We start from the raw sequence: 23,585 nt of genomic DNA on the forward strand, positions 1-23,585 counted from the left end.
AAAGTGGCCGTCTCATCTGTTGAGTCCCTGACGTTTCAGGGTGGCCGGGCCGGAGGTGCTGCTGTCGCGCTTGCCGTCGAAAATCGGATTATACCCTGTTGCCTGTTTTTTGGGCGGTTTTTCGCCTCCCAAAAACGGGTATTTTTGCTGGCTTTACAGGGCTTGGCGGGGTGTCTCGGCCGCGGCTTTAAGGCTGGCGGCCAGCTCCATGTAGCGTTGGCGGGCGGCCGGGTCTGTCGCGGCCCGGGTGGCCAGCTCGCTCATCTCGCGCTGGCGGTGCAGGCGCAGCAGCTGGTCCAGGATGCTGCGCACTTCCGTCCAGTCGCTTTCGATGCCTTCGGGAATCTGCGCGATCTGCGTCGTGGCGTGCCTTTCGTAGGCATGGCCGCGCAGCCCTTCGCGCAAGGCGGCCCAGGGCTGGGGTCCGTGTTCGTGCAACTGGCTCTCCAGCCAGACGAAAAGCGGGCCGTGGGGCTCGGGCAACTCGACCAGCAAATGGTGTTCTTCGGCGCTGAGCCGGTCCCAGGTCTGGGCCTCGGTCAGCAGCAACCTGAGCACGCGGTCTTCGCGGCTGGCGGGCAGCATGCGGCCGGCGACGCGGCGCGGCGTGCGGGTGTTGCTGCGCTCGCCAAAACTGCGCCCCGAGGCCGATGAGGGCGGGAAATACCCGGACGGCTCGGAAGCGCTGTAGTCGCGCTCCTCGTAATCCGGCGGGTAGCCACCGGTATCGGGCATGTCCGCGTGGTGCACGGGGGCCGGCGCGGATTCGGGCCTGTGGCCCTTGCCTGCGCCGCGCGGGCCGCCGCTGTTCTTGCCGCCGGACTTGTAGCCGGTGGAAGCCGGCTGCCACAGCTGCAGCAACTCGCGGCTGTCGATCAGCACCTTGTCGGCGATCTCGGCCAGCAGCTGGCGCTTGAGGGCGCCGTCGGGCATCAGGTTCCACAAGGGGCGGGCATTGCTGGCCATGTGGGCGCGGCCCTCGGCCGTGTCCAGGTCACAGGCGTCGGCGGCGGCTTCAAGCAGGAAGCGGCTCAGCGGCACGGCCTTGCTGACGTAGGCGGCAAAACCTTCCTTGCCGTGTTCGCGGATGTAGCTGTCGGGGTCGTGCTCGGCCGGCAGGAACAGGAACTTGACGGTGCGCACGTCGGTGGCGAAGGGCAGGGCGGCGTCCAGCGCCTTGCGTGCGGCGCGGCGGCCGGCGCCGTCGCCGTCGAAGCTGAAGACCACCGAATCGGTGAAGCGGAACAGCTTTTGCACGTGGTCGGCGGTGCAGGCGGTGCCCAGCGTGGCCACGGCATTGGCAAAGCCCAGCTGGGCCAGCGCCACCACGTCCATATAGCCTTCGGTGACCAAGGCGTAGCCGTGCTCGCGCAGGGCGGTGCGGGCCTCGAACAGGCCGTAGAGCTCGCGCCCCTTGCTGAAGACCGGGGTTTCGGGCGAATTGAGGTATTTGGGCTTGTCGTCGCCCAGCACGCGGCCGCCAAAGCCTATGCACTCGCCCTTGACGTTGCGGATGGGGAACATGACCCGGTCGCGAAAGCGGTCGTAGCGCTTGGCTTCGCCGGCCTGGTTTTCCTCGCCGGGCTCGCCGGTGATGACCAGGCCGCTCTCGACCAGCAGCGGGTCGTTGTAGTCGGGGAAGACGCTGGCCAGGCTGCGCCAGCCTTCGGGCGCATAGCCGAGGCCGAATGTCTTGGCGACTTCGCCCGAGACGCCGCGGCCCTTGAAGTAGTCGATGGCGCGCTCGGAGTTGCGCAGGGCCTTGATGTAGGCCATGCCGGCTTTTTCGAGCACGCTGGTGAGCGTCGCCTGCTGCTCGCGCATCTGCGCGGCGCGGGCGCGGTCCTGCGGTGAGACGTCGTCTTCGGGCACCTGCAGGCCGTATTGCTGGGCCAGGTCCTTCACGGCCTCGATGAAGGTCATGCCGCCGTGCTCCATCAAAAAGCTGATGGCGTTGCCGTTCTTGCCGCAGCCGAAGCAGTGGTAGAACTGCTTGGAGGGGCTGACGCTGAAGGAGGGGGATTTTTCGCCGTGGAAGGGGCACAGGCCCATGAAATTGGCGCCGCCCTTTTTGAGCTGCACGTAGCGGCCCACGATGTCCACCACGTCGGCGCGCGCGAGCAATTCCTGGATGAATGTTTGTGGGATGGCCATGGGGGGAGGGGGGTCAATTTAGCACACGCGCCTGCGGCTAGGGGCGCCGGCGCCTATAGCCCTGAAGGGGAATGGGCGCTGGGCTGACACGCATTGGCGGCATCCGGCGGCAGCGCGGGGGCCTTGGCGCTTCCCATAATGGGTTTTTCCTTTCCGCCCCGGGAGCGGGGCCTACCCATGACGCTTGCCCCCAATCTTGCCTATGTCCTGGCCCATCCCGGCGCCTTCGCGCTCCGGGTGCTCAAGGGCTTTCGCGCCAACCAGGGCCTGCTGCTGGCCGGCGCCGTGGCGTACTACGCGCTGCTGTCCATCGTGCCGCTGCTGATCCTCGTCGCGATCGCGCTGTCGCATGTGATAGCCCAGGATGCGCTGCTGCAGGCGCTGGGGCGCTACATCGGCTGGCTGGCGCCGGGCCAGGGCGGTTTCATCACGTCGGAGCTGGCCAACTTCCTGGCGCACCGCGAGCTGATGGGCTGGGTCTTGCTGGCCACCATGCTGTTTTTCAGTTCGCTGGCATTCACGGTGCTGGAAAACGCGATGTCGGTGATCTTTTTGCACCGCGTGGCGATACGGCGCCGCCACCTGCTGGTGTCCGCCGTTTTGCCCTATTGCTACATCGTGTCCGTGGGCCTGGGTTTGCTGCTGGTGACGCTGGTGTCCGGCAGCCTGCAGGCGCTCGGTGAAAAAAGCGTGGATTTCCTGGGGCTGGAATGGTCGCTCAGCGGTTTTTCCGGCGCGCTGCTCTACCTGCTGGGCCTGGCGGGCGAGGTGCTGCTGCTGACCTCGCTGTACATGGTGATGCCGGTGGGCCGCCTGCAATGGCGGCACGCGTTGCTGGGCGGCGTGACCGCCGCGCTGCTGTGGGAGCTCACGCGCCACCTGCTGGTATGGTACTTCTCCACGCTGTCGCAGGTGGGCCTGGTCTACGGCTCCCTCACCACCTCCATCCTGGTACTGCTAAGCCTGGAAGTCGCCGCCACCTTGCTGCTGCTGGGCGCGCAGGTGATTTCGGAATACGAGCGCCTGGGCACTGCGCGGCAGGACCAGCCGGCCAAGCCCATGCGGCTCGGTTAGCCGCGCATGGCCGCGGCTGGCTAGTCGCCCAGTACCAGGCCTTCACGCCGCGGGTCGGCGCCGCCGAAGAAGCCCTCTGGCGTTTTCTGGATGGCCTGCAGGCCGCTGGTCATGGCCTGCTCGCGCACTTCGGCTCCGCGGCTTCTCAGCGCTTCGACCGTGGCCGGCGAAAAGCGCTTTTCCTCCAGGATGGAGGGGCCGTTGAGCGAGGCGAAGTTGGGCAGGTCGATTGCTTGCTGGGCGTTCAGGCCCCAGTTCAGCGTGCCGTAGAGCGTCTTGGCCGTGAAGTGGATGATGAGCGCGCCGCCGGGGCTGCCGCCGCTCATGACGAGCTGGCCCGAGTTTTTGTCGAACACCAGCGTGGGCGCCATCGACGAGCGCGGGCGCTTGCCGGGCTGCACGCGGTTGGCCACGGGCTTGCCTTCGGCGTCCGCCGGCGCGAAGCTGAAGTCGGTGAGTTCGTTGTTGAGCAAAAAGCCGCCGGCCTTGCCGGTGCCGCCGTCGGTCATCAGGCGTGAGCCGAACTGGTCCTCAATCGTCGTGGTCATGGCAATCGCGTCGCCGTAGCCGTCGACGATGCTGATGTGCGAGGTGCCGTGCTCGACCTGCTCGGGCATAGGCGCATAGGCGGTTTTGACGGCACCGGGCACGCCGGGGCTCGCGGTCTTCATGCTGGGGCCGGTGGGCTGTATCAGCCTGGCGCGCTCGCTGAGGTAGGCCGGATCCAGCAAGCTCATCCAGCTGCCGCCCGGGGGCTGCACAAAGTCCGGGTCGCCCAGGTACTGGCCGCGGTCGGCAAAGGCCAGGCGCGAAGCCTCGGTGTAAAGATGCAGCCAGTCGGCCGAAGGCGTGGGCGCGACCGTTCCGGGAACGCCGCCGCTGCCGGTGACCAGGCCCAGCGTGGCGGCGGGTGTGTTGTTCAGGATGCCGAGGATCTGTCCGACGGCAATCGCACCCGAGCTGGGCGGCGGCATGCCGCACAGGCGGTAGGCCTTGCCGCCGGCGTTGTAGTCGGAGCAGATCGGATCGCGCTTTTTGGCCTGGTAGCCGGCGAGGTCGCTCATCGCGAGCTTGCCTGGGTTGCCGGCATGGCCGTGCACCTTGCCGACGATGGCTTCGGCCACCTTGCCTTCGAGCAGCGCTTTGGAGCCGCCCGCCGCGATCTGGCGCAGCACGTCGGCCAGGGCCGGGTTGCGCAACACGCTGCCGGTGTCGACCGGCGTGCCGTCGGGCTTGTAGAAATAGGCCGCGGCGACCGCGTCGTTTTTGGCCAGGTACTTCTCGTCCTTGAGCAGGGTGTTGAGGCGGGGGCTGACCCTGAAGCCTTGCTCAGCCAGCTGGATGGCCGGCGCGAACAGCTGCGCCCAGGGCAGCTTGCCGTATTGCCGATGCGCCATCTCCAGCATGCGCACCGTGCCGGGCGTACCGACCGAGCGGCCCCCGACCACGCCGTCGTAGAAGGCCATGGGTTTGCCGTCGGCGCCGAGGAAGAGTTTTTCATCGGCTGCGGCCGGCGCGGTCTCGCGGCCGTCAAAGGCTTCGACGGTTTTGCCGTTGTAGTGCAGCAGGAAGGCGCCGCCGCCTATGCCGCTGGATTGCGGCTCGACCAGCGTGAGCACCATCTGCACGGCAATCGCCGCATCCACCGCCGAGCCGCCGGCCTTGAGGATCTGGTAGCCCGCATCGGTGGCCAGCGGGTTGGCCGCGGCCACGGCGAATTTTTTCGTGGCCCAGCCCGGCTTGGGCGTGAAGCCTGACGCGCCTTCGGGCTGCATGGCGCTGACGCTGGTGCCGCGCGCGGCTTCGCCGGCGGGCACCTGGTAGGTGAAAGAGGCGGGGTTGCTGGCGCAGGCGGCCAGCAGCGCGGTGGCTGCCAGTGCCGGGAAGGCGTGTCTCATGGGAGTCTCCTTGGACGTCGTTATAGGGGTTTGGGTCGAAACCCACTATACCGAGCGGCCTCCCGCTTCACAACGCCATTGGAAACTCAGCGCGGAGCCAGGCGGATCGCGCCGTCCAGGCGGATCACTTCACCGTTGAGCATGTCGTTTTCGATGATGTGTTTGGCCAGGCGCGCATAGTCCTGCGGCGTGCCCAGGCGCGACGGAAACGGCACGCCGGCGGCCAGCGAGTCCTGCACCTCCTGCGGCATGCCGAAGAGCATGGGCGTGCCGAAGATGCCGGGGGCGATGGTCATGTTGCGGATGCCGTTGCGGGCCAGGTCGCGGGCGATGGGCAGCGTCATGCCGACGATGCCGCCCTTGGAGGCGCTGTAGGCCGCCTGGCCGATCTGGCCGTCATAGGCCGCTACCGAGGCGGTGGAAATCAGCACGCCGCGCTCGCCGGTGGCTTCGGGTTCGTTCTTGCACATGGCGTCGGCCGCCAGGCGGATCATGTTGAAGCTGCCGACCAGGTTGACGGTGATCGTCTTGCTGAACACCGCCAGGCTGTGGGCGCCGTTTTTGCCCACGGTTTTTTCGGCGGGCGCAATGCCGGCGCAGTTCACCAGGCCCATGAGCTTGCCCATGGCGACCGCCTTGGACACCACGGCCTGGCCGTCGGCTTCCTGGCTCACGTCGCATTTGACGAAGGCGGCTTTGTCCGCGCCCAGCTCTTTGGCGATGGCTTCGCCCTTGTCGGCCTGCATGTCGGCGATGACGACCTTGGCGCCATTGGCCACCAGCATGCGCGCCGTGCCTTCACCCAGGCCCGATGCGCCGCCGGTGACGATAAATACTTTGCCTGCGATATCCATGGTGTTCCTTGATGAAGAGTGAGGGAGTTTTGAAAGGGCTTGCGTGAAGGCACGGCGCGCATGCTTGAAGGCACGCGACATGACGTTAACGTAAACGTCAATTATGGCGCATGAAAAAAGCCCGGCGCCTTTCGGCCGCCGGGCTTTCGCAAAAGAAGGCGCCGGCTTTATTTGTAGCCGACGCGGTCCAGCATTTGTTGTACCTTGAGCTGGTTGTTGCCTACGGCGCTGATCGGGATGGTTTCGGACTTGAAGCTGCCGTTGCTCATGGCTTTGAGGGCCGGGTTGCTGACGCCCAGGCCCGGCACGGCCGGCCATTCGTTGTTGCCGTTGGCGAAATATTCCTGCGCGCTCGGGCTGGCCAGGTATTCCATGAACTTGATGGCGTTGGCCGTGTTCTTGGCGTTTTTGGCGACCGCCGCGCCGGCGATGTTCACATGCGTGCCCCAGCTGGCCTGATTGGGGAAGACCACGCCGACGCGGTCGGCCACGGCGATGTCTTCCGGTGCCTTGGAACGCATGATGCGCGCCAGGTAGTAGGTATTGGTCAGCGCAATGCCGCATTCGCCGCTGGCCACGGCCTTGATCTGGTCGCTGTCGCCGCCCTTGGGGTCACGCGCCATGTTGGCCACCAGGCCCTTGAGCCATTCCTCGGCCTTGGCCTCGCCCATGTGTTCGGTCACCGCGCCGAAGAGTGAGAGGTTGTAGGGGTGGGCGCCGGAGCGCGTGCACAGCAGGCCCTTGTTCTTCGGGTCGGCGAGTTTTTCATAGGTGTCCACGTCGGCCTTCTTGACCTTGAGCTTGTCGTAGACCACCACGCGGGCGCGTGTCGAAAAACCGAACCAGGTCGTGCCTTCGGCGGTTTCCCTGGCGCGCAGCTTGGCGGGAATGGCGGCTTCGAGGGCCGGCGACTTGATGGGTTTGAACAGGCCGTCCATGTCGCCCTTCCAGAGGCGGGCCGCGTCGACCAGCAGGATCACGTCGGCCGGGGAGGCCGCGCCTTCGGCCTTCAGGCGGGCCAGGATGCCTGCGTCGTCGGCGTCCACGCGATTGACCTTGATGCCGGTGGCTTTGGTGAAGTCGCTGTAGAGCTTTTCGTCGGTCTGGTAATGGCGGGCAGAATACAAGTTGACCACCTGCTCCTGCGCGGATGCAAAGCCTGCCAGCAACAGCAGCGACGAGAGAACCACTTTCTTGAACATAACTTTCACTTCCTAACTGGTATTTTTAAAGCCCGGCCATGATAGAGCAAATAAGAATCATTCCTGATAGAGCCCCTACGTCGCGCAAGCCTTCGAAGGCGCGCGGGTGGCGGGCCGGCGCCTGCCTGGCGCTTGTCCTGTCGGTGCTGGCCGGTTGTGCCACGACGCCGCCCGGCCCGGCCACGCCCCTTGTGACGCCGCCGGTGGAGGCTGCGAGGAAGCCGGTGCGCATCGGCCTTGCGCTGGGCGGCGGCGCGGCGCGCGGCTTTGCGCATGTGGGCGTGATCGCCGTGCTGGAGGAAGCCGGCCTCAAGCCGCAACTGGTGGTCGGCACCTCGGCCGGCAGCCTGGTGGCGGCGCTGTATGCCAGCGGCAAGACCAGTGCGCAGCTGCAGCAGACCGCGCTCAACATGGAGGAGGTCGCCATCACCGACTGGATGCTGCCCATCTTCGGGCGCGGCATGTTCCGCGGCGACGCGCTGGCCCGCTACGTCAACGACCTGGTGGCCAACCGGACCATGGAGAACATGGCGATCCCGCTGGGCATCGTCGCCACCGACCTCAACAGCGGGCAGGCCGTGCTGTTCCAGCGCGGCGACACCGGAACGGCGGTGCGCGCGTCGAGCGCGGTGCCGGCGGTGTTCCTGCCGGTCAAGATCAACGGGCGCGAGTATGTGGACGGTGGCCTGGTGTCGCCGGTGCCGGTGCGTTTTGCGCGGCAGATGGGCGCCGACGTGGTGATCGCGGTCGACATCTCCAGCCCGCCGGAAAACAACCCCGCCGGCGACACCCTGCAAATCCTGTTGCAGACCTTTGCCATCATGGGCAAAAGCATCAACCAGTACGAGCTCAAGGATGCCGACGTCGTCGTGCGGCCTTCGCTGACGGGCCTGAAAAGCGCCGACTTCTCGGCGCGGCAGCGCGCCATTGATGCGGGCCGGGCGGCGATGCTGGCGGCGCTGCCGCAGCTCAGGGCCAGGCTGGCGGCCGGGGCGGTTTCGGCGCAGAAGTAGCGGCCCCCGCCTTCCGCGCAGGCAAAAAAAAGCCCAATCTCGCGATCGGGCTTTAAGGGGTCCGTGAAAATGAATTTCGGAAAGGACCCGAGGAGACAACTGGCTTGAAACCCTGTTCAGTCAAACAGGATCTGCGAAACAGGCTCCATGAACGTGAGCGCCCGGGGGGCGCCGCGATCAACGCTTTTTGGCGGTGGTCTTGGTGGCGCTCACGGCGGAGGCGGCGACGGTGTTGAAGTTGGCTTCAGCGATGTCGCTGGCTTGCTTCACGGCTTTCTGGACCGACTCGAATGCGTTGTTCGCTGCGGCGACGGCGCTCTTCAGGACAGCCACGGCGGTTTCAGAACCGGCGGGAGCGTTCTTGGCGGCGTTGTCGACCAGGCCGACGAATTTCTTCTGCGCATCAGCGGTCTGGGCTTCAAAGGTCTTGCCCAGGTCTGCACCAGCAGCCGAAGCGATGTCATACAGGTGGCGGCTATAGGCGGCGGTTTTTTCAGCCAGGGGCTGAACCAGGCCGGCTTGCAGGGCCATGAGTTCCTGCGCGTCTTTGACGCCCATGACGGCTTGCGTGTGGTTGGCGGTTTCAGCCAGGGCGGCCTTGGTGGCTTGCACGTTCAGCTCGACCAGCTTTTCAACGCCTTCGAAGGCTTTGTGGGTCAGGCCAAACAGGGTTTCGATGTTGGCTTTGTGGGAAGCGAGGACTTGTTCAGCGGTCAGCATAATGATCTCCAGATAGTTTAGGTAAGGGGGCGATAGTTGCTTTGCGCTGAATTGCTGCACTGCAACATAAGCCCAAGTATAGGGAATGCGCGCACCATTGCAAGCCTTTTATGTTGCACTGCACCATTTTAGAGGTCGACCTCTAGCGAATGCCCTGAAACGGCGTTTGAAAGTACCGAAAAAGGCCTACTCCGGCCGGTGGAATGCCGCAGAGCGCTTGAGGCCACAATGGCCCATATCTCTTTCAAAACCACGCACCTTGCAAGCCTTCTACGCCGACAACTTTGTTTTGCCGTTGCCGCCCGGCCACCGCTTCCCGATGGCGAAATACCGCCTGTTGCGCGACCGCCTCGTGAACGAGCGACCGCAGGTGCGCATGGCGCAAGCCCCCGCCGCGACGGATGGCGAACTCGCGCTGGTCCACACGCCGGCCTACATCGATGCGATCACCCACGGCACCTTGCCGGCCGCCGCCCAGCGCGAGATCGGCTTTCCCTGGAGCCCGGGCATGGCAGAACGCGCGCGCCGCTCGGCGGGCGCTACCGTGGCGGCGGCGCGTGTGGCCATGGCGGGTGAGGGCGTCGCGGCCAACCTTGCCGGGGGCACGCACCATTCCTATGCGGACAAGGGCGGCGGGTTTTGTGTGTTCAACGACGCGGCGGTGGCCGCCAGGCTGATGCAGGCGGAGTGGGCGCGGCAGCATCGCCATGGGCGAAAGCCATTGCAGGTCGCCATCATTGACCTGGACGTGCACCAGGGCAACGGCACGGCCAGCATCTTCGCCGGCGATGCCAGCGTCTTCACGCTGTCGCTGCACGGCCAGAAGAATTTCCCGTTTCGCAAGGAAGCCAGCGACCTCGACGTGGACCTGCCGGACGGCTGCGGCGACGCTGCCTACCTGCAGGCGCTCGAGCATGCGCTCGACGAACTGGAGCGGCGCTTCGAGCCCGGCATGATCTTCTTCCTGGCCGGCGCCGACCCGTATGTGGGCGACCGGCTGGGCCGCCTGGCGCTGAGCTTCGACGGCCTGGAGGCCCGCGACCGGCGCGTGTTCGACTGGGCCTGGCAGCGCCGCATCCCGCTGGCGTTTTCCATGGCGGGCGGCTACGGCGTCAACATCGACGAGACCGTGCAGGTGCAGATGAACACCTACACGCTGGCGCTTGAATACTGGGCGCGCTGGAATCCGTAGCCCGTCAGGGCGCGCCATGGATTGCTGCTACATTGCGTGGGATTCGCTCCGGCGACCCCTGGACATAGAAGAAGCAAAAACATGCCGCTGCCCACTCCCCGTGTTTCCGGCGATGCCGAAAAAACTTCCCCCTTGCGCGTGCTGGTCCTGGGCGGCACCGGCTTTATCGGCCGCCATGCGGTGGCCGCGCTGCATGCCGCCGGCGCGCAGCTCGCGATAGGCAGCCGCCATCCCGAGCGCCACGAAGCCGCTTATCCCTTTGCGGCCCTGCGCCCGGCGCGGTTCGAGCAGTTGCTGCATCCCGACGCCTGGGCGACCCTGCTCAAAGACGTGAATGTGGTCGTCAACTGCGTGGGCATCCTGCGCCAGCGGCCGAATGAATCCTACGAGCACGTGCACCACCGCGCGCCTGCCGCGCTGGCCCTGGCCTGCGCCAAGGCGGGCATACGCTTCATCCACACCTCGGCCCTGGGTTTGCACGAGGGCGCGAAAAGCCGCTTCCTGTCCAGCAAGCTGCTCGGCGAGCGCGCCATCGCGGCCTCGGGAAGCGACTACGCCATCGTGCGCCCCTCGCTGCTCGACGGAGAGGGCGGTTTCGGCGCGCGCTGGCTGCGCGGCCTGTCGCGCTCTCCCGTGCATGGCATTCCGCGCGGCGCGCGCGGCGGCATCGCGGCGATGACGGCAGCCGATCTCGGGCTGGCCTTTGCCGCGTTGGCGGCTTTTCCTTCGCTGTCCGCTCACCGCGAGGTCGAGCTGGGCGGCACGCGCCGTTATGGCTATGCGGAATATTTGCGCGAACTGCGCGCCGACTGCACCGGCACCCGGGCGCTGCAGCTGCCCCTGCCCAACTGGATGGCTCGCCTGGGCGCGCACGCTTGCGACCTCACGCATTTTTCGCCCTTTTCGTACGGGCACTGGATTTTGCTGCAGCGGGACAACATTCCCTCGCCCAACCGCTTGCCTGAATTGCTGGGGCGGGAGCCTCACGCCGTCGGGTCAAAAGCGCCCCGCGAACCCGGCCCGGCCCGCGCTGGCAAAATAGGGCCTCATGACCTCCCCGACACGACCGCAAGCCGAAGCCCGTAGCGCCTACAAAGCTTTCCGCGACATCGGCACGCGCTGGTCCGACAACGACGTCTATGGCCACGTCAACAACGTCGTCTACTACAGCTGGTTCGACACCGCCGTCAACGGCCTGTTGATTGAGCGCGGCGCCATCGACATCCACACCGGCAGCGTGATCGGCCTCGTGATCGAGACCCAATGCAACTACTTTGCGCCGCTGGCCTTCCCCGAGCCGGTGGTCGCGGGGATCCGTGTGGCGCACATCGGCGCCTCCAGTGTGCGCTACGAAGTCGCGCTGTTCCCCGGTGATGAAAACCAGCTGTGTGCTGCCCGGGGCCACTTCATCCATGTCTATGTCGACCGCGCCACGCGCCGGCCGGCGCCGCTTCCACCCGAACTGCTATCCGTACTGGAGACCCTCCGATGACCCAGGCACCCCCCGTGCTTTCTTACATTGCACTGCGCCAGGCGGGCGATGCGCGCAACGCGGTGGACGAAGCCATCCTGAGCCGCCAGTCGATACGCCAGTTCCTGCCCAAGCCGGTGCTGCGTGAAAGCATCGCGCACCTGCTGGAACTCGCCAGCCGTGCGCCTTCGGGCACCAACACCCAGCCCTGGAAGGCCTATGTGCTGCAGGGCGCGAGCCGCGATGCGCTCGTCAGCAAGGTCTGCGATGCCCACGACGCGCTGCACGCCAACCCCGCGCTGGCGGCTGAATACAAAGAGGAATACGACTACTACCCCGAGAAGTGGGTCTCGCCTTATATAGACCGGCGCCGCGCAAACGGCTGGGCACTTTACGGCTTGCTGGGCATCGTCAAAGGCGACAACGACAGGATGCATGCGCAGCACCACCGCAACTTCACATTTTTCGACGCGCCCGTGGGCCTGATGTTCACGCTGGACCGCGTCATGGGCCGGGGCTCGCTGGTGGACTACGGCATGTTCATGCAGACCCTCATGCTGGCCGCGCGCGGCCTGGGCCTGCACACCTGCCCCCAGGCCGCGTGGAACGGCTACGCCAAAATCATCCTGCCGCACATAGGTGCGGGTGAGGGTGAAATGCTGGTGTGCGGCATGGCGCTGGGCTATGCCGATGAAACGGCGCCGGTGAACACCTTCCGCACACCGCGCGTGCCTGCCGCTGAGTTCACGACCTGGCTGGACTGAGCGGATGACGTTTTCCCTGGTCCAGCTGCTGGGTGGACTGTCTTACGCCACCACGCTGTTCCTGATGGCGGCGGGCCTCACGCTGATCTTCGGCGTGACGCGCATCGTCAACTTCGCGCACGGCAGTTTTTTCATGCTGGGCGCGCTGTTCACGGCGCACTGGGTCACACGCTGGTTTCCGGCCTGGGGCGAGAGCGCGCCGCTCTACCTTCTCGCGATCCTGATGGGCGCCGCCTGCGCCGGGCTGGCGGGGGCCGTGGCTGAGTTTTTGCTGCTGAGGCGCATGAGCGGCGCGCCCGAGCTTTACCAGCTGGTAGCCACCTTCGGCCTCACGCTGGCGATGCATGACGCGATGCAGTGGGGCTTCGGTCCCGACGAGGTGTTCGCGCCGCGCTTTCCGGGCCTCAAGGGCTCGGTGCAGATAGGCGACGAGTTCTTCCCGGTCTACCAGCTGGCGATGATCGCGCTGGGCCCGCTGGTCTGGCTGGGCCTGCACCTGCTACTGCGGCGCTCGCGTTTCGGCCAGCGCCTGCGCGCCGCCACGCAGGACCGCTCCATGCTCGCGGCACTCGGCGTCAACCCGCGTCCGCTGATGCTGGGCGCCGTGGTACTGGGCTGCGCGTTGGCGGGCCTGGCCGGCGCGCTGCAATTGCCGCGCGAGCCCGCGCACCTGCAGATGGACATGAACGTGATCGTGGAAACCTTTGTGGTGGTGGTCACAGGCGGTCTGGGCAGCATAGGCGGCGCTTTTGTGGCGGCGCTGCTGATCGGGCTGGTCCATGCCTTCGGCATCAGCGTGTTTCCGCAGGCCACGCTGGTCGTCGTGTTCCTGACCATGGCCGTGGTGCTGGTGTTCCGGCCGCAGGGGCTCAACGGCAAGGCGGTCTCCGCGCAGGAGGCCGGCAGCGGCGTGCGCGAGGCGGCCCAGAAATTTCGCGGGCTGGGCGTGGGCGCGGCCGGGTCTTCAGTGATCACCGCCGCCTTTGTGCTGCTGGCCGGCCTGGCCTGGGCGGGCGGGCCTTACTGGCAGGCGCTGGCGGCCGATGCCTTGATCCTCATGATCTTCGGCATCAGCCTGCAGTCCATGATGGCGCTGGGCGGCCTGGTCAGCTTTGGCCATGCCGCCTTCTTTGCGCTGGGCGCTTACGGCGCGGCCTTGTCGCACAGCCTTTGGGGCGCCTCACTTCCGCTGGCATTGGCGGCAGGCTGCGGTGCGGCCATGGTGGTGGCCGCGGTGTTTGGCGCGGCCGTGGTGCGCAGCAGCGGCGTTTACCTGGCCATGCTGTCGCTCGCGCTCGCGCAGGTGATCTGGGCGGGCGCCACGCAGTGGGTGGATTTCACGGGCGGCGACAACGGCCTGATCGGGCTCACGCTGGTCGGCGACGAAGGCCGGCCGGTGTTTTACGCCTTGCTGGTGGTGCTGGCACTGGTGGCCGTGGCGGCGCTGCGCTTCCTGGGCCGCTCGGTGATGGGCGCCGCGCTGCAGGCCTTGCGCGATGCGCCGCTGCGCGCCTCGGCCTCCGGGCTGGCGGTGGGCTGGCTCAAGTACCGCATCTTTGTGGAAAGCGCGGTGCTCGCGGGCCTGGCCGGCGGCCTGTTCGCCGCGCACAAGGGCGCGGTGTTCCCGTCGCTCGCGTCGGTGTCCACCTCGGTCGATGCCTTGCTGGTGGTGTTGCTGGGTGGTGTGCACCAGCTCTGGGGCGCGGTCGCGGGCAGCATCGTGCTGAGTTACGCGGGGGCCGAGCTGGGCCGGGAAGTGACTTATTGGCGCGGACTGCTGGGCGTTTTCATCATGGTGATCATGGTGGCCTCGCCCTCCGGCCTGCTGGCTTTGTTGCCGCGCCTGCTTGGTGCCCTGCGGCGGCGCAGGCCTGAAAGGGCCATCTGATGTTGCAGGTCAAGCAACTGGTCAAACATTTCGGTGGACTGCGCGCGGTGGACGGCGTGAGCTTTGACGTGCTGCCCGGCCAGTGCGTGGCCTTGATAGGCCCCAACGGCGCCGGCAAGTCCACCACCTTCGCCTGCATCGCCGGCCAGTACCCGCTCACGGGCGGCGAGATTGCCTGGGACGGCCAGGCGCTGCAGGGGCTCAGCCCGCAGGCGCGGTTGCGGCTGGGCGTGGCGCGTACCTTTCAGGTGGCCCAGGTGTTTGAAGCGCTGACCGTGCTGCAGAACGTGCAGCTGGCGATACAGGCGCGCCTGGGCCTTCGGGCTGTCTCCGCCTTCAAACGCCTGGACAGCCAGGCGCGCGAGCCGGCCATGGCGCTGCTGGAACAAACAGGCCTGCAGCTGCTTGCCGCGCAGGACGCCTTGAGCCTTCCCTATGGCGCGAAGAAACGGCTGGAACTGGCCGTGGCCTTGGCGGCCAAGCCGCGGTTGCTGCTGCTCGACGAACCCGCAGCCGGCCTGGCCGGGCCTGAGCGTGCCGACCTCATGCAACTCGTGAAGCGCCTGGCGGGGCAGGGCATGGCCGTGCTTTATACCGAACACAACATGGACGCGGTGGCTGGCGTCGCTGACCGCGTGCTGGTGTTGATCGAAGGCCGGCTGGCCGCGCAGGGTTCGTTCGACGAGATTTCACGCGACGCCGTGGTGCGCAGCCGTTACCTGGGCCAAGCGGGCGGCGAGGGGGCAAGCCATGCTTGAAGTCGACCAGCTCAATGCCTTTTATGGCCCGGCCCAGGCGCTGTTCGGGGTGTCGCTGCAGGTGGCGCCCGGTGAGCTCGTCGTGCTGCAAGGCCTGAACGGCGCCGGCAAGTCCACGCTGCTCAAATCCGTGATGGGCCTGGAAGTGCGCACCGAAGGCCGCATCCGCTACCGGGATCCGGCAGGCCCGCGGGGCGCAGGCCTGGCCGCGATTGAACGCTGGGACACCCACCGCCGCGCGCAGGCGGGCCTGGGCTATGTCGCCGAAGACCGCCGGCTGTTCACCGAACTCACCGTGCGCGAGAACCTGCGCATCGCGGCCGGCCGGGATATGGCGGCGCAGGAAGCCAGGGCGCTGGATTTGTTCCCCGCGCTCAAGGCCATGCTGGGCCGCCGCGCCGCGCAGATGAGCGGTGGCGAGCAGCAGATGCTGGCAATTGCCCGCACGCTGATGACGGGCCCGCGCATCCTGCTGCTCGACGAACCTTGCGAGGGTATTGCACCCGTGCTGGTGGAATCCATCCGCGATGCGTTGCTGGCGCTGCGGCAGCAAGGCCTGGGCCTGCTGGTCGCCGAGCAAAACGAGTTGCTGGCTGCCCGTGCTGACAGGCTGGTTTTGCTGGTTGCGGGTAAAGTCAGGGGTTCGTGACGAAAGACCTGCTTCTTTCCCCCGTTTTCCCCTCTCATTCTCTTTTCTCAATCCTCCATTTCCTTCAGAAGGACCTCCCCATGAGCGATACCACAACCACCCCCTCCGGCCTGCAATACGAAGACACGGTGCTCGGCACCGGCGCCATCGCCAAGGCGGGCCAGCATGTCAAGGTTCACTACACCGGCTGGCTTTATAACGACGGCGTGCAAGGCGCCAAGTTCGACTCCAGCAAGGACCGCGGCCAGCCTTTTGAGTTCTCGCTCGGCGCCGGCCAGGTCATACGCGGCTGGGACGAAGGCGTGCAGGGCATGTCTGTCGGCGGCACGCGCCGCCTGATCATCCCGGCCGAACTGGGTTACGGCGCGCGTGGTGCCGGCGGCGTGATTCCGCCCAACGCCACCTTGCTGTTTGAAGTGGATTTTCTCGGTACCTGAGTCAGCGCGCGTTGAAAGCCCGTCCGCAAGATTTGCAGCGGGCTTGTTCACCTGATTAACCACCAAGGCGCCCCGGCGCCGCGGCCTCAAGCGTTCTCCATGATCATCACCAGCCTGATAGACACTGACTTGTACAAGTTCACCATGATGCAGGTGGTCTTGCACCAGTTTCCGGGCGCCGAGGTGGAGTACCGCTTTAAATGCCGCAACGCCGGCGCACCGGGCATAGGCGACCTCGCGCCCTATGTGACCGAGATACGCGAAGAAATCCGCGGCCTGTGCAGCCTGCGTTTCCAGGATGCGGAGCTGGCCTACCTCAAGGCCATGCGCTTCATCAAAAGCGACTTTGTCGACTTCCTTGGCATCTTCCGGCTCAACGAAAAGTATGTGAGCGTCACGGCACTGCCTTCCGGGGAGATCGAGGTATCGATCAAGGGCCCCTGGCTGCACACCATCCTGTTCGAGATCCCGGTGCTGGCCATCATCAACGAGGTCTACTTTCGCAACACGCAGAAGAATGCGGACTTCAGCGAAGGCCGCAGGCGGCTGGACACCAAGATCGGGCAGCTGCAGGCGGAGGGCCTGGGCGCGCTCAAGATCGCCGATTACGGCACACGCCGCCGCTTCGGCAAGGCTTGGCACGAGGAAGTGTTGCGCACCCTGGTGACCCGGCTCGGCACGGGCGTGCAGGGCCAGTTCGCCGGCACCAGCAATGTGCTGTTCGCGATGAAGCTGGGCCTGACGCCTCTGGGCACCATGGCGCACGAGTACCTGCAGGCCTGCCAGGCGCTGGGGCCGCGCCTGCGCGACAGCCAGGTCTTCGGTTTTGAGTCCTGGGCCAGGGAGTACCGCGGTGACCTGGGCATCGCGCTGTCGGACGTCTACGGCATGAGCGCTTTCCTGCGCGACTTCGACATGTATTTCTGCAAGCTGTTCGACGGCGCGCGCCACGACAGCGGGGACCCCTTCCAGTGGGGCGAGCGCATGCTGGCGCACTACGTCAAAAACCGCGTCGACCCCAAGACCAAGACGCTGATCTTCAGCGACGGCCTTACGGTGCCGCGCACCATTGAGCTGTACCAGCAGTTCAAGGGACGCTGCCAGCTGGCCTTCGGCATAGGCACCAACCTGACCAACGACCTCGGCTACGAGCCGCTGCAGATCGTCATCAAGATGATCCGCTGCAACGGCCAGCCGGTGGCCAAGCTGTCCGACACCCCTTCCAAGAACATGTGCGACGACGAAAAATACCTGGCTTATCTGCGCCAGGTGTTTGAGATCGCGTGAGTGCCTTGTAGGTGTGACGGGAAAATAACGATAACGAACAGGGGAAAAGGCGCCGTACCCGAAGTGGACCGCCTTTTTCTTCAATGAAGGAGATGAAATGAGGTTTTCGCGCTGCCTTGCCGTGACGGCTTTGATGTGTTTGCCGGGACTTTCGATGGCGGCGGATATCGACGGCAGCAGCCTTTCATGGGCCTGGGGAATTCCCTTTGCTGGGATTCTCCTGTCGATCGCGCTGATGCCTCTGCTCGCGGCCTCGTTCTGGCACCACCACTTCGGCAAGGTCGCCGCCGCGTGGACGCTGGCCTTCTTTCTGCCGTTTGCCGCCGTGTTCGGCCCCGCGGTAGCCGGCGGCAGCCTGGTGCATGCGCTGCTGGCCGAATACATTCCCTTCATCATCCTGCTGGTGGCGCTTTACACCGTGGCGGGCGGCATCTTCATTCGAGGCAACTTTCATGGCAGCCCGGCCGTGAACGTCGCCATCCTGGCCATAGGCACCGTGCTGGCCAGTTTCATGGGCACCACCGGCGCTTCCATGTTGATGATCCGGCCGCTGATACGCGCCAACGACAACCGGGTGCACAAGGCGCATGTCGTGGTGTTTTTCATCTTCCTTGTCTCCAATGCGGGCGGCTCGCTCACGCCCCTGGGCGATCCCCCCTTGTTCCTCGGGTTTTTAAAGGGCGTCGACTTCTTCTGGACGGTCAGCCACATCTTCCCGGAAACCCTCTTCCTGGCAGGCAGCCTGCTCGCGATCTTTTACCTGCTGGACCGCTGGTACTACGCCAGGGAGGGCGTGCTTGCGGTGGATCCAACGCCCGACACCCGCGGCGTCGGCTTCGACGGCGCCGTCAACTTCTGGCTTCTGGCGGCGGTGGTGGGCCTGGTGCTGCTCAGCGGTTTCTGGAAGACGCCGCTGGGCATCACGGTGTTCGGCACCGAAGTCGGCCTGCCCGGGCTGGTGCGCGATGCCGGCTTGCTGGCGGTCACCTTCATCTCGCTGCGCCTGACACCGGCGCGCGTGCATGCGGACAACCAGTTTTCCTGGGGCCCGATGCAGGAAGTCGCCAAGCTGTTCGCCGGCATTTTCCTGACCATCATTCCCGTGATCGCCATGCTCAAGGCGGGTGCGCAGGGCCCTTTCGGCGCCATCGTCTCGGCGGTGACGCGGCCCGATGGCCAGCCCGACCCGGCCATGTATTTCTGGGCCACCGGCGCGCTGAGTTCCTTTCTCGACAACGCGCCCACCTACCTCGTGTTCTTCAATACGGCGGGCGGCGATCCGGCCGCGCTGATGACGACACTGGCGCCGACGCTGGCCGCCATTTCGGCCGGTGCCGTGTTCATGGGCGCCAACTCCTACATCGGCAATGCGCCCAACATGATGGTCAAGGCCGTGGCGGAAGAACGGGGCGTCGCGATGCCCAGCTTTTTCGGCTACATGGCCTGGTCGGGCGCCGTGCTGGTTCCCCTGTTCATCATCATGACCTTCATCTGGTTCAAATAAGCTGTTCATTACAAGAAAGCGGACAACACCCATGAGCAAACCCAAAATCCTCGTTGCGCGCGCCGTATTCCCCGAAGTCATCGCCCGCCTGGAGCAGCACTTCGAGGTCGAATCCAACCAGGCCGACGATACCTGGTCCAAGGCCCAGCTGACGGAACGCCTCAAAGGCAAGGACGGCGCCTTCACCACCGGCGGCGACAGGATTGACGCGGAGGTCCTGGCCGCCTGCCCGGGCCTGAAGATCTGCGCCAACATGGCCGTGGGCTACAACAACTTCGACATCGACGCGATGACGGCGGCCGGCGTGCTGGCCACCAATGCGCCCGACGTGCTGACCGAAACCACGGCCGACTTCGGCTTTGCGCTGCTGATGGCCACGGCCCGCCGCGTCACCGAGAGCGAACACTATTTGCGCGCCGGCAAGTGGACCAAATGGAGCTACGACATGTTCGCCGGCTCCGACATCCACGGCGCGACCTTGGGCATTCTGGGCATGGGCCGCATCGGGCAGGGCATTGCCAGACGCGGCGCCCACGGTTTCGGCATGAAGGTGATTTACCACAACCGATCGCGCCTGGACGCGGCGCTGGAAGCCGAATGCAAGGCCAGCTACGTCGGCAAGGAAGAGCTGCTCAAGACGGCCGACCACCTGGTGCTGGTGCTGCCGTATTCGCCGGCGTCCCACCACAGCATCGGTGCAGCCGAGCTGGCGCTGATGAAGCCCACCGCCACACTGGTCAACATCGCGCGCGGCGGTATCGTGGACGATGCGGCGCTGGCTGCGGCCCTGCGTGACAAGCGCATCGCGGCCGCCGGGCTGGACGTGTTCGAGGGCGAGCCCAAGGTGCACCCCGACCTGCTGACCGTGCCCAATGTGGTCTTGACCCCGCACATTGCCAGCGCCACCATTCCCACGCGCCTGGCCATGGCCGGCCTGGCCGCCGACAACCTCATCGCGTTTTTCAGCGGCAAGAAGCCGCCGACCCCGCTTAACGCTACGGTACTGGCCGGTCAATAAGCAGGAAAAAGGCGGCAAGCGGACAATGAATACATGATGGAAACCTGGCTGATGATCGCCCTGGGGGTGGTCAACCTGCTCTTGCTGATGTGGCTGCTGCTGCGCAAGCCCGCCGAACCTTCGGACTCGGGCCGCACCGAGTTGCTCGCGGCCATCGCCGCCGGCCACGACAAACTCGAGCGCGAACTGCGGCGTGAAATCGGCGACAACTCGCGCAGCAGCCGCCAGGAACTGGCGACCACTTTCGCCACCTTCCAGCAGACGCTGGTGCAGCAAAGCGCAGAAGCGATCCGCACGCAGAACGCGCAGATCGACGCGTTCGCGCAGCAACTCACGCTGCTGCAAAAAACGCTGTCGGACACGCTGACCACGCAGCTGCAGTCCGTCAGCGAATCGAATGCCCGGCGCATGGGCGAAGTGCGCGAAACCCTGGAAAAGCAGCTCGCGCAACTGCAGCAGACCAACTCGGCCAAGCTCGACGAGATGCGCAAGACGGTCGACGAAAAACTGCAGACCACACTGGAAACACGCCTGGGCGAAAGTTTCAAGCAGGTGGCCGACCGGCTCGAACAGGTGCACAAAGGCCTGGGCGAGATGCAGACGCTGGCGCAAGGCGTGGGCGACCTCAAGCACCTGTTGACCAATGTGAAAACGCGCGGCATCTTCGGCGAGGCGCAACTCTCGGCCTTGCTGGAACAGGTGTTTACCGTCGACCAGTACGCGGCCCAGGTCGTCACGCGCCGCGGCGGCAAGAACCCGGTCGACTTCGCGATCAAGCTGCCGGGCCGGTCTGATTCCGGCGAGCCGCTCTGGCTGCCGATAGACGCGAAATTCCCGAACGAAGACTACGAGCGCCTGCTGGACGCGCAGCAGCGCGCCGACGTGCTGGGCGCCGAGATCGCCGGAAAGGCGCTGGAAACGCGCATACGCCTGGAGGCGAAATCGATCTCCGAGAAATACATAGACCCGCCGTACACGACCGATTTCGCCATCCTGTTTTTGCCGACTGAGGGCTTGTATGCCGAAGTGCTGCGCCGCCCCGGCCTGATGGAATTTTTGCAGCGCGATCACCGCATCACGCTGGCCGGCCCGACCACGCTGCTGGCCATGCTCAACTCGCTGCAAATGGGCTTTCGCACGCTGGCGCTCGAAAAGCGCTCCAGCGAGGTGTGGCAGGTGCTGGGCGCGGTCAAGACCGAGTTCGGCAAGTTCGGCGACGTGCTGGCCAAGGTCAAGTCGCAAACCGAAACCGTGCTCAACACGCTGAGCAGCGCCGAGCAGCGCAGCCGCGTCATGGGCAAAGCCCTGCGCAACGTCGAAGCCTTGCCTGAAATCGATTCCGCCCGACTGCTTCCACTGGACCCGCTTGACAAAGACCTGGACAACCTCTGATGCTTTTAATGGCTCTGATGCACATCGCATGAGCTGTGCCGCATGACGCCTGAACTCGCACGCCTGATCCTGGCGCAGATCTGTTTGCATGCCTGCATGGCCGGCACCCGCATGGCGGCGCCCCTGCTGGCGCTGCGTGAAGGCTACAGCCCGGCGGCGGTTGGTGTGCTGCTTGCGCTGTTCGCCCTGACGCAGGTCTTCCTGGCATTGCCGGCCGGCCGGTTTGCCGACAGGCACGGCCTCAAACGCCCCATCAGCTACAGCGTGTTCGCCGCCGTGCTGGGGGCGGGGGCGGCGGTGGCTTTTCCGGTGTTCCCGGTGCTGTGCTTCGCGGCACTGCTCACGGGCGGCGCCACCGGCGCGGCGGTGATTTCGCTGCAGCGCCACGTAGGCCGCGCGGCGGTCGGCGCGCTGGAGCTGCGCCAGGTGTTCAGCTGGCTTTCCATCGGCCCGGCAGTGTCCAATTTCATCGGGCCGTTTTCGGCCGGCTTGTTGATCGATCATGTGGGCGCCATGCCCGGCAGCACCTCAGGTTACCGCGCGGCATTCTTGTTGATGGCGATACTGCCGATGGCCAGCTGGTTCCTGGTGCGCAAGACGCGGGAGTTGCCGCCGGTGATCGCCGCCAGCGGTGGCCCGCAGCCCAAGGCCTGGGATCTGCTGCGCCAGGCCACTTTCCGCCGCCTGTTGCTGGTGAACTGGTTTTTGTCGTCCTGCTGGGACGTTCATACCTTTGTGGTGCCGGTGCTGGGTTTCGAGCGCGGAATCAGCGCCTCGGTGATCGGCACCATCCTGGGCGCTTTCGCGGTGGCCGCCGCGCTGATCCGCATGGCGATGCCGCTGGTGGCGGCCCATTTGCGCGAGTGGAAGGTGCTCGCGGTGTCCATGCTGGTGACGGCGGTGTTGTTCGGCGTCTACCCGCTCATGCATTCGGCGATCGGCATGGGCCTGTGTTCCATCCTGCTGGGCTTCTCGCTGGGCATGGTGCAGCCCATGGTCATGAGCATGCTGCACCAGATCACGCCTGAGGCGCGCCATGGCGAGGCGCTGGGCTTGCGGCTGATGGCGATCAACGCCTCCAGTGTGCTTATGCCCATGCTGTTCGGCTCGGCCGGTGCGCTGATCGGGATTGCCGGGGTCTTCTGGGCCACCGGCGCGATGGTGGGCGCCGGCTCGCGCGCGGCTTGGCTGCTCAAGGACAGCATGCCGGCCCATGGCGGGCACGGCTAGGAGCTTGGGCGGCAGAAGGCATCGAAGCGAAAAGCGGGCCCAGCGAGGACAGTTTTTGCCGGGTTTGCAGACCCATAGCCGTAGCTATGGGACAAAAAACCGGTGAAAAATGGACCGCTGCGCTCGCTTTGCAGCCGATGCTCCTTCTGCCGCCCAGGCTCCTGGCTCAAAGACGGTAAAAGCCCTTGATCAGGTCCCAGGCGACCTGCGGGTCGTCCACGTACTGAAGCAGCTTGAGGTCGTTTGGCGAGATCACGCCTTCTTCGACCAGCATCTCGGTGTTGAGCAGGCGCTTCCAGTAGTTGCTGCCGAAAAGAATGATGGGCACCGGCTTGGCCTTGCGGGTCTGCACCAGCGTGATCACTTCAAACAGCTCGTCCAGCGTGCCGAAGCCGCCCGGAAACACCACCAGCGCCTTGGCGCGCATCATGAAATGCATTTTGCGCAGCGCGAAGTAGTGGAACTTGAAGGAGAGTTCGGGCGGCACGTAGGGGTTGGGCGCCTCTTCCATGGGCAGCACGATGGCCAGGCCCACGCTGAGGCCGCCGGCCTCGTGCGCGCCGCGGTTGGCCGCCTGCATGATGCCGGGGCCGCCGCCGGTGCAGATAAAGAGCTTGGTCTCCGGCGGTTTGGCTTCGCTGTATTGCGCCACCAGCTTGCCGAAGGCGCGGGCGCTTTCGTAGTAGTGGGCATTGCGCGCGAGCTTCTTCGCGCGGTCTATCACCTCAGGATCGCCGCCGGCTTCGGCCTCCGCCACCATGAGGACGGAGTCTTCTTCGCTGCGGAAGCGCGCGCTGCCGAACACCACCACGGTGTTCTCGATGCCGTGGGCCTGTTGCTCCAGGTCGGGCTTGAGCAACTCAAGCTGAAAGCGTATGCCGCGCGTTTCGCGCCGCAGCAAAAACTCCGGGTCGGCAAAGGCCAGGCGGGAGGCATCCGCCTCGAGCGGGTTGCCTTCCCTGGCGTGGGCCTGCAATTCGGCCCAGGCGTTGGCGAGGCGGCTGACGGATAAATCCTGTTTTTGTTCCATGCGCCATTGTCAACGATCAGGAAGACGGTTTCTTTTTCCGGGGGGCATGG

At 65.7% G+C, this 23,585-nt stretch carries 21 protein-coding genes; 15 read left to right on the plus strand and 6 right to left on the minus strand.

Annotation, left to right across the window (positions count from 1 at the left end):
- Positions 1 to 153: 153 nt before the first annotated feature.
- Entirely contained in the window at positions 154 to 2,154 is a 2,001-nt protein-coding gene (dnaG, locus tag ACLV74_RS05145) for a DNA primase (protein WP_411878307.1), read from the minus strand.
- A 177-nt stretch (positions 2,155 to 2,331) separates the two neighbouring features.
- Between dnaG and ACLV74_RS05150 the strand changes: the two genes are divergently transcribed.
- Positions 2,332 to 3,228 (plus strand): YihY/virulence factor BrkB family protein, encoded by an 897-nt coding sequence (locus ACLV74_RS05150; RefSeq protein ID WP_411878308.1) that lies wholly within the window; start codon positions 2,332 to 2,334, stop codon positions 3,226 to 3,228.
- Between the two features lie 20 nt (positions 3,229 to 3,248).
- Here the strand turns inward: ACLV74_RS05150 and ggt are convergent, their stop codons facing one another.
- The 3 genes from ggt to ACLV74_RS05165 form a co-directional block, all read right to left on the minus strand.
- The gene (ggt, locus tag ACLV74_RS05155; protein WP_411878309.1) at positions 3,249 to 5,126 is read right to left on the minus strand and encodes a gamma-glutamyltransferase; all 1,878 of its coding nucleotides are present in this window, start codon (positions 5,124 to 5,126) and stop codon (positions 3,249 to 3,251) included.
- Positions 5,127 to 5,212: 86 nt separating this feature from the next.
- Positions 5,213 to 5,980 (minus strand): 3-hydroxyacyl-CoA dehydrogenase, encoded by a 768-nt coding sequence (locus tag ACLV74_RS05160; protein WP_411878310.1) that lies wholly within the window; start codon positions 5,978 to 5,980, stop codon positions 5,213 to 5,215.
- Between the two features lie 167 nt (positions 5,981 to 6,147).
- The gene (locus ACLV74_RS05165) at positions 6,148 to 7,182 is read right to left on the minus strand and encodes an extracellular solute-binding protein (protein WP_411878311.1); all 1,035 of its coding nucleotides are present in this window, start codon (positions 7,180 to 7,182) and stop codon (positions 6,148 to 6,150) included.
- A 38-nt stretch (positions 7,183 to 7,220) separates the two neighbouring features.
- Between ACLV74_RS05165 and ACLV74_RS05170 the strand changes: the two genes are divergently transcribed.
- Positions 7,221 to 8,195 (plus strand): patatin-like phospholipase family protein, encoded by a 975-nt coding sequence (locus ACLV74_RS05170; protein ID WP_411878312.1) that lies wholly within the window; start codon positions 7,221 to 7,223, stop codon positions 8,193 to 8,195.
- Positions 8,196 to 8,372: 177 nt separating this feature from the next.
- Here the strand turns inward: ACLV74_RS05170 and ACLV74_RS05175 are convergent, their stop codons facing one another.
- Positions 8,373 to 8,918 carry a phasin family protein gene (locus tag ACLV74_RS05175; RefSeq protein WP_411878416.1) on the minus strand — a complete coding sequence of 182 codons (546 nt, stop codon included), beginning with the start codon at positions 8,916 to 8,918 and terminating at the stop codon, positions 8,373 to 8,375.
- 256 nt (positions 8,919 to 9,174) lie between these two features.
- Here ACLV74_RS05175 and ACLV74_RS05180 point away from each other — a divergent pair, with 256 nt between their 5' ends.
- The 13 genes from ACLV74_RS05180 (at position 9,175) to ACLV74_RS05240 (ending at position 22,505) form a co-directional block, all read left to right on the plus strand.
- Complete coding sequence (locus ACLV74_RS05180; protein ID WP_411878313.1) at positions 9,175 to 10,107, plus strand: histone deacetylase; 933 nt, start codon at positions 9,175 to 9,177, stop codon at positions 10,105 to 10,107.
- Positions 10,108 to 10,188: 81 nt separating this feature from the next.
- Entirely contained in the window at positions 10,189 to 11,193 is a 1,005-nt protein-coding gene (locus ACLV74_RS05185; RefSeq protein ID WP_411878314.1) for an NAD(P)H-binding protein, read from the plus strand.
- A complete protein-coding gene (locus ACLV74_RS05190; RefSeq protein WP_411878315.1) occupies positions 11,156 to 11,599 on the plus strand; it encodes an acyl-CoA thioesterase in 444 nt (147 codons plus the stop codon). The genes ACLV74_RS05185 and ACLV74_RS05190 overlap by 38 nt, the downstream gene beginning before the upstream one ends.
- Positions 11,596 to 12,342 (plus strand): nitroreductase, encoded by a 747-nt coding sequence (locus ACLV74_RS05195; protein WP_411878316.1) that lies wholly within the window; start codon positions 11,596 to 11,598, stop codon positions 12,340 to 12,342. The genes ACLV74_RS05190 and ACLV74_RS05195 overlap by 4 nt, the downstream gene beginning before the upstream one ends.
- Positions 12,343 to 12,346: 4 nt before the next feature.
- Positions 12,347 to 14,230, plus strand: coding sequence for an ABC transporter permease (locus ACLV74_RS05200; RefSeq protein ID WP_411878317.1), 1,884 nt, complete (start codon positions 12,347 to 12,349; stop codon positions 14,228 to 14,230).
- Complete coding sequence (locus ACLV74_RS05205; protein ID WP_411878318.1) at positions 14,230 to 14,988, plus strand: ABC transporter ATP-binding protein; 759 nt, start codon at positions 14,230 to 14,232, stop codon at positions 14,986 to 14,988. Before ACLV74_RS05200 ends, ACLV74_RS05205 begins: the two co-directional genes overlap by 1 nt.
- Entirely contained in the window at positions 14,981 to 15,637 is a 657-nt protein-coding gene (locus ACLV74_RS05210; protein ID WP_411878319.1) for an ABC transporter ATP-binding protein, read from the plus strand. Before ACLV74_RS05205 ends, ACLV74_RS05210 begins: the two co-directional genes overlap by 8 nt.
- An 80-nt stretch (positions 15,638 to 15,717) precedes the next feature.
- Positions 15,718 to 16,074, plus strand: a complete 357-nt coding sequence (locus tag ACLV74_RS05215; protein WP_411878320.1) for an FKBP-type peptidyl-prolyl cis-trans isomerase — start codon at positions 15,718 to 15,720, stop codon at positions 16,072 to 16,074.
- A 99-nt stretch (positions 16,075 to 16,173) separates the two neighbouring features.
- Entirely contained in the window at positions 16,174 to 17,361 is a 1,188-nt protein-coding gene (gene pncB / locus ACLV74_RS05220; RefSeq protein ID WP_411878321.1) for a nicotinate phosphoribosyltransferase, read from the plus strand.
- Positions 17,362 to 17,458: 97 nt separating this feature from the next.
- A complete protein-coding gene (locus tag ACLV74_RS05225) occupies positions 17,459 to 18,865 on the plus strand; it encodes a sodium:proton antiporter (protein WP_411878322.1) in 1,407 nt (468 codons plus the stop codon).
- A gap of 31 nt (positions 18,866 to 18,896) precedes the next feature.
- Positions 18,897 to 19,883, plus strand: a complete 987-nt coding sequence (locus tag ACLV74_RS05230; protein WP_411878323.1) for a 2-hydroxyacid dehydrogenase — start codon at positions 18,897 to 18,899, stop codon at positions 19,881 to 19,883.
- 36 nt (positions 19,884 to 19,919) lie between these two features.
- Positions 19,920 to 21,275, plus strand: a complete 1,356-nt coding sequence (gene rmuC, locus ACLV74_RS05235; RefSeq protein ID WP_411878417.1) for a DNA recombination protein RmuC — start codon at positions 19,920 to 19,922, stop codon at positions 21,273 to 21,275.
- A 42-nt stretch (positions 21,276 to 21,317) separates the two neighbouring features.
- Positions 21,318 to 22,505 (plus strand): MFS transporter, encoded by a 1,188-nt coding sequence (locus tag ACLV74_RS05240; RefSeq protein WP_411878324.1) that lies wholly within the window; start codon positions 21,318 to 21,320, stop codon positions 22,503 to 22,505.
- Between the two features lie 166 nt (positions 22,506 to 22,671).
- Here the strand turns inward: ACLV74_RS05240 and ACLV74_RS05245 are convergent, their stop codons facing one another.
- Positions 22,672 to 23,535, minus strand: coding sequence for a TIGR00730 family Rossman fold protein (locus ACLV74_RS05245; protein WP_411878325.1), 864 nt, complete (start codon positions 23,533 to 23,535; stop codon positions 22,672 to 22,674).
- Positions 23,536 to 23,585 lie beyond the last annotated feature (50 nt).

The organism is Polaromonas sp. YR568, from assembly GCF_943369415.1.
Taxonomy (GTDB): Bacteria; Pseudomonadota; Gammaproteobacteria; order Burkholderiales; family Burkholderiaceae_C; genus Polaromonas.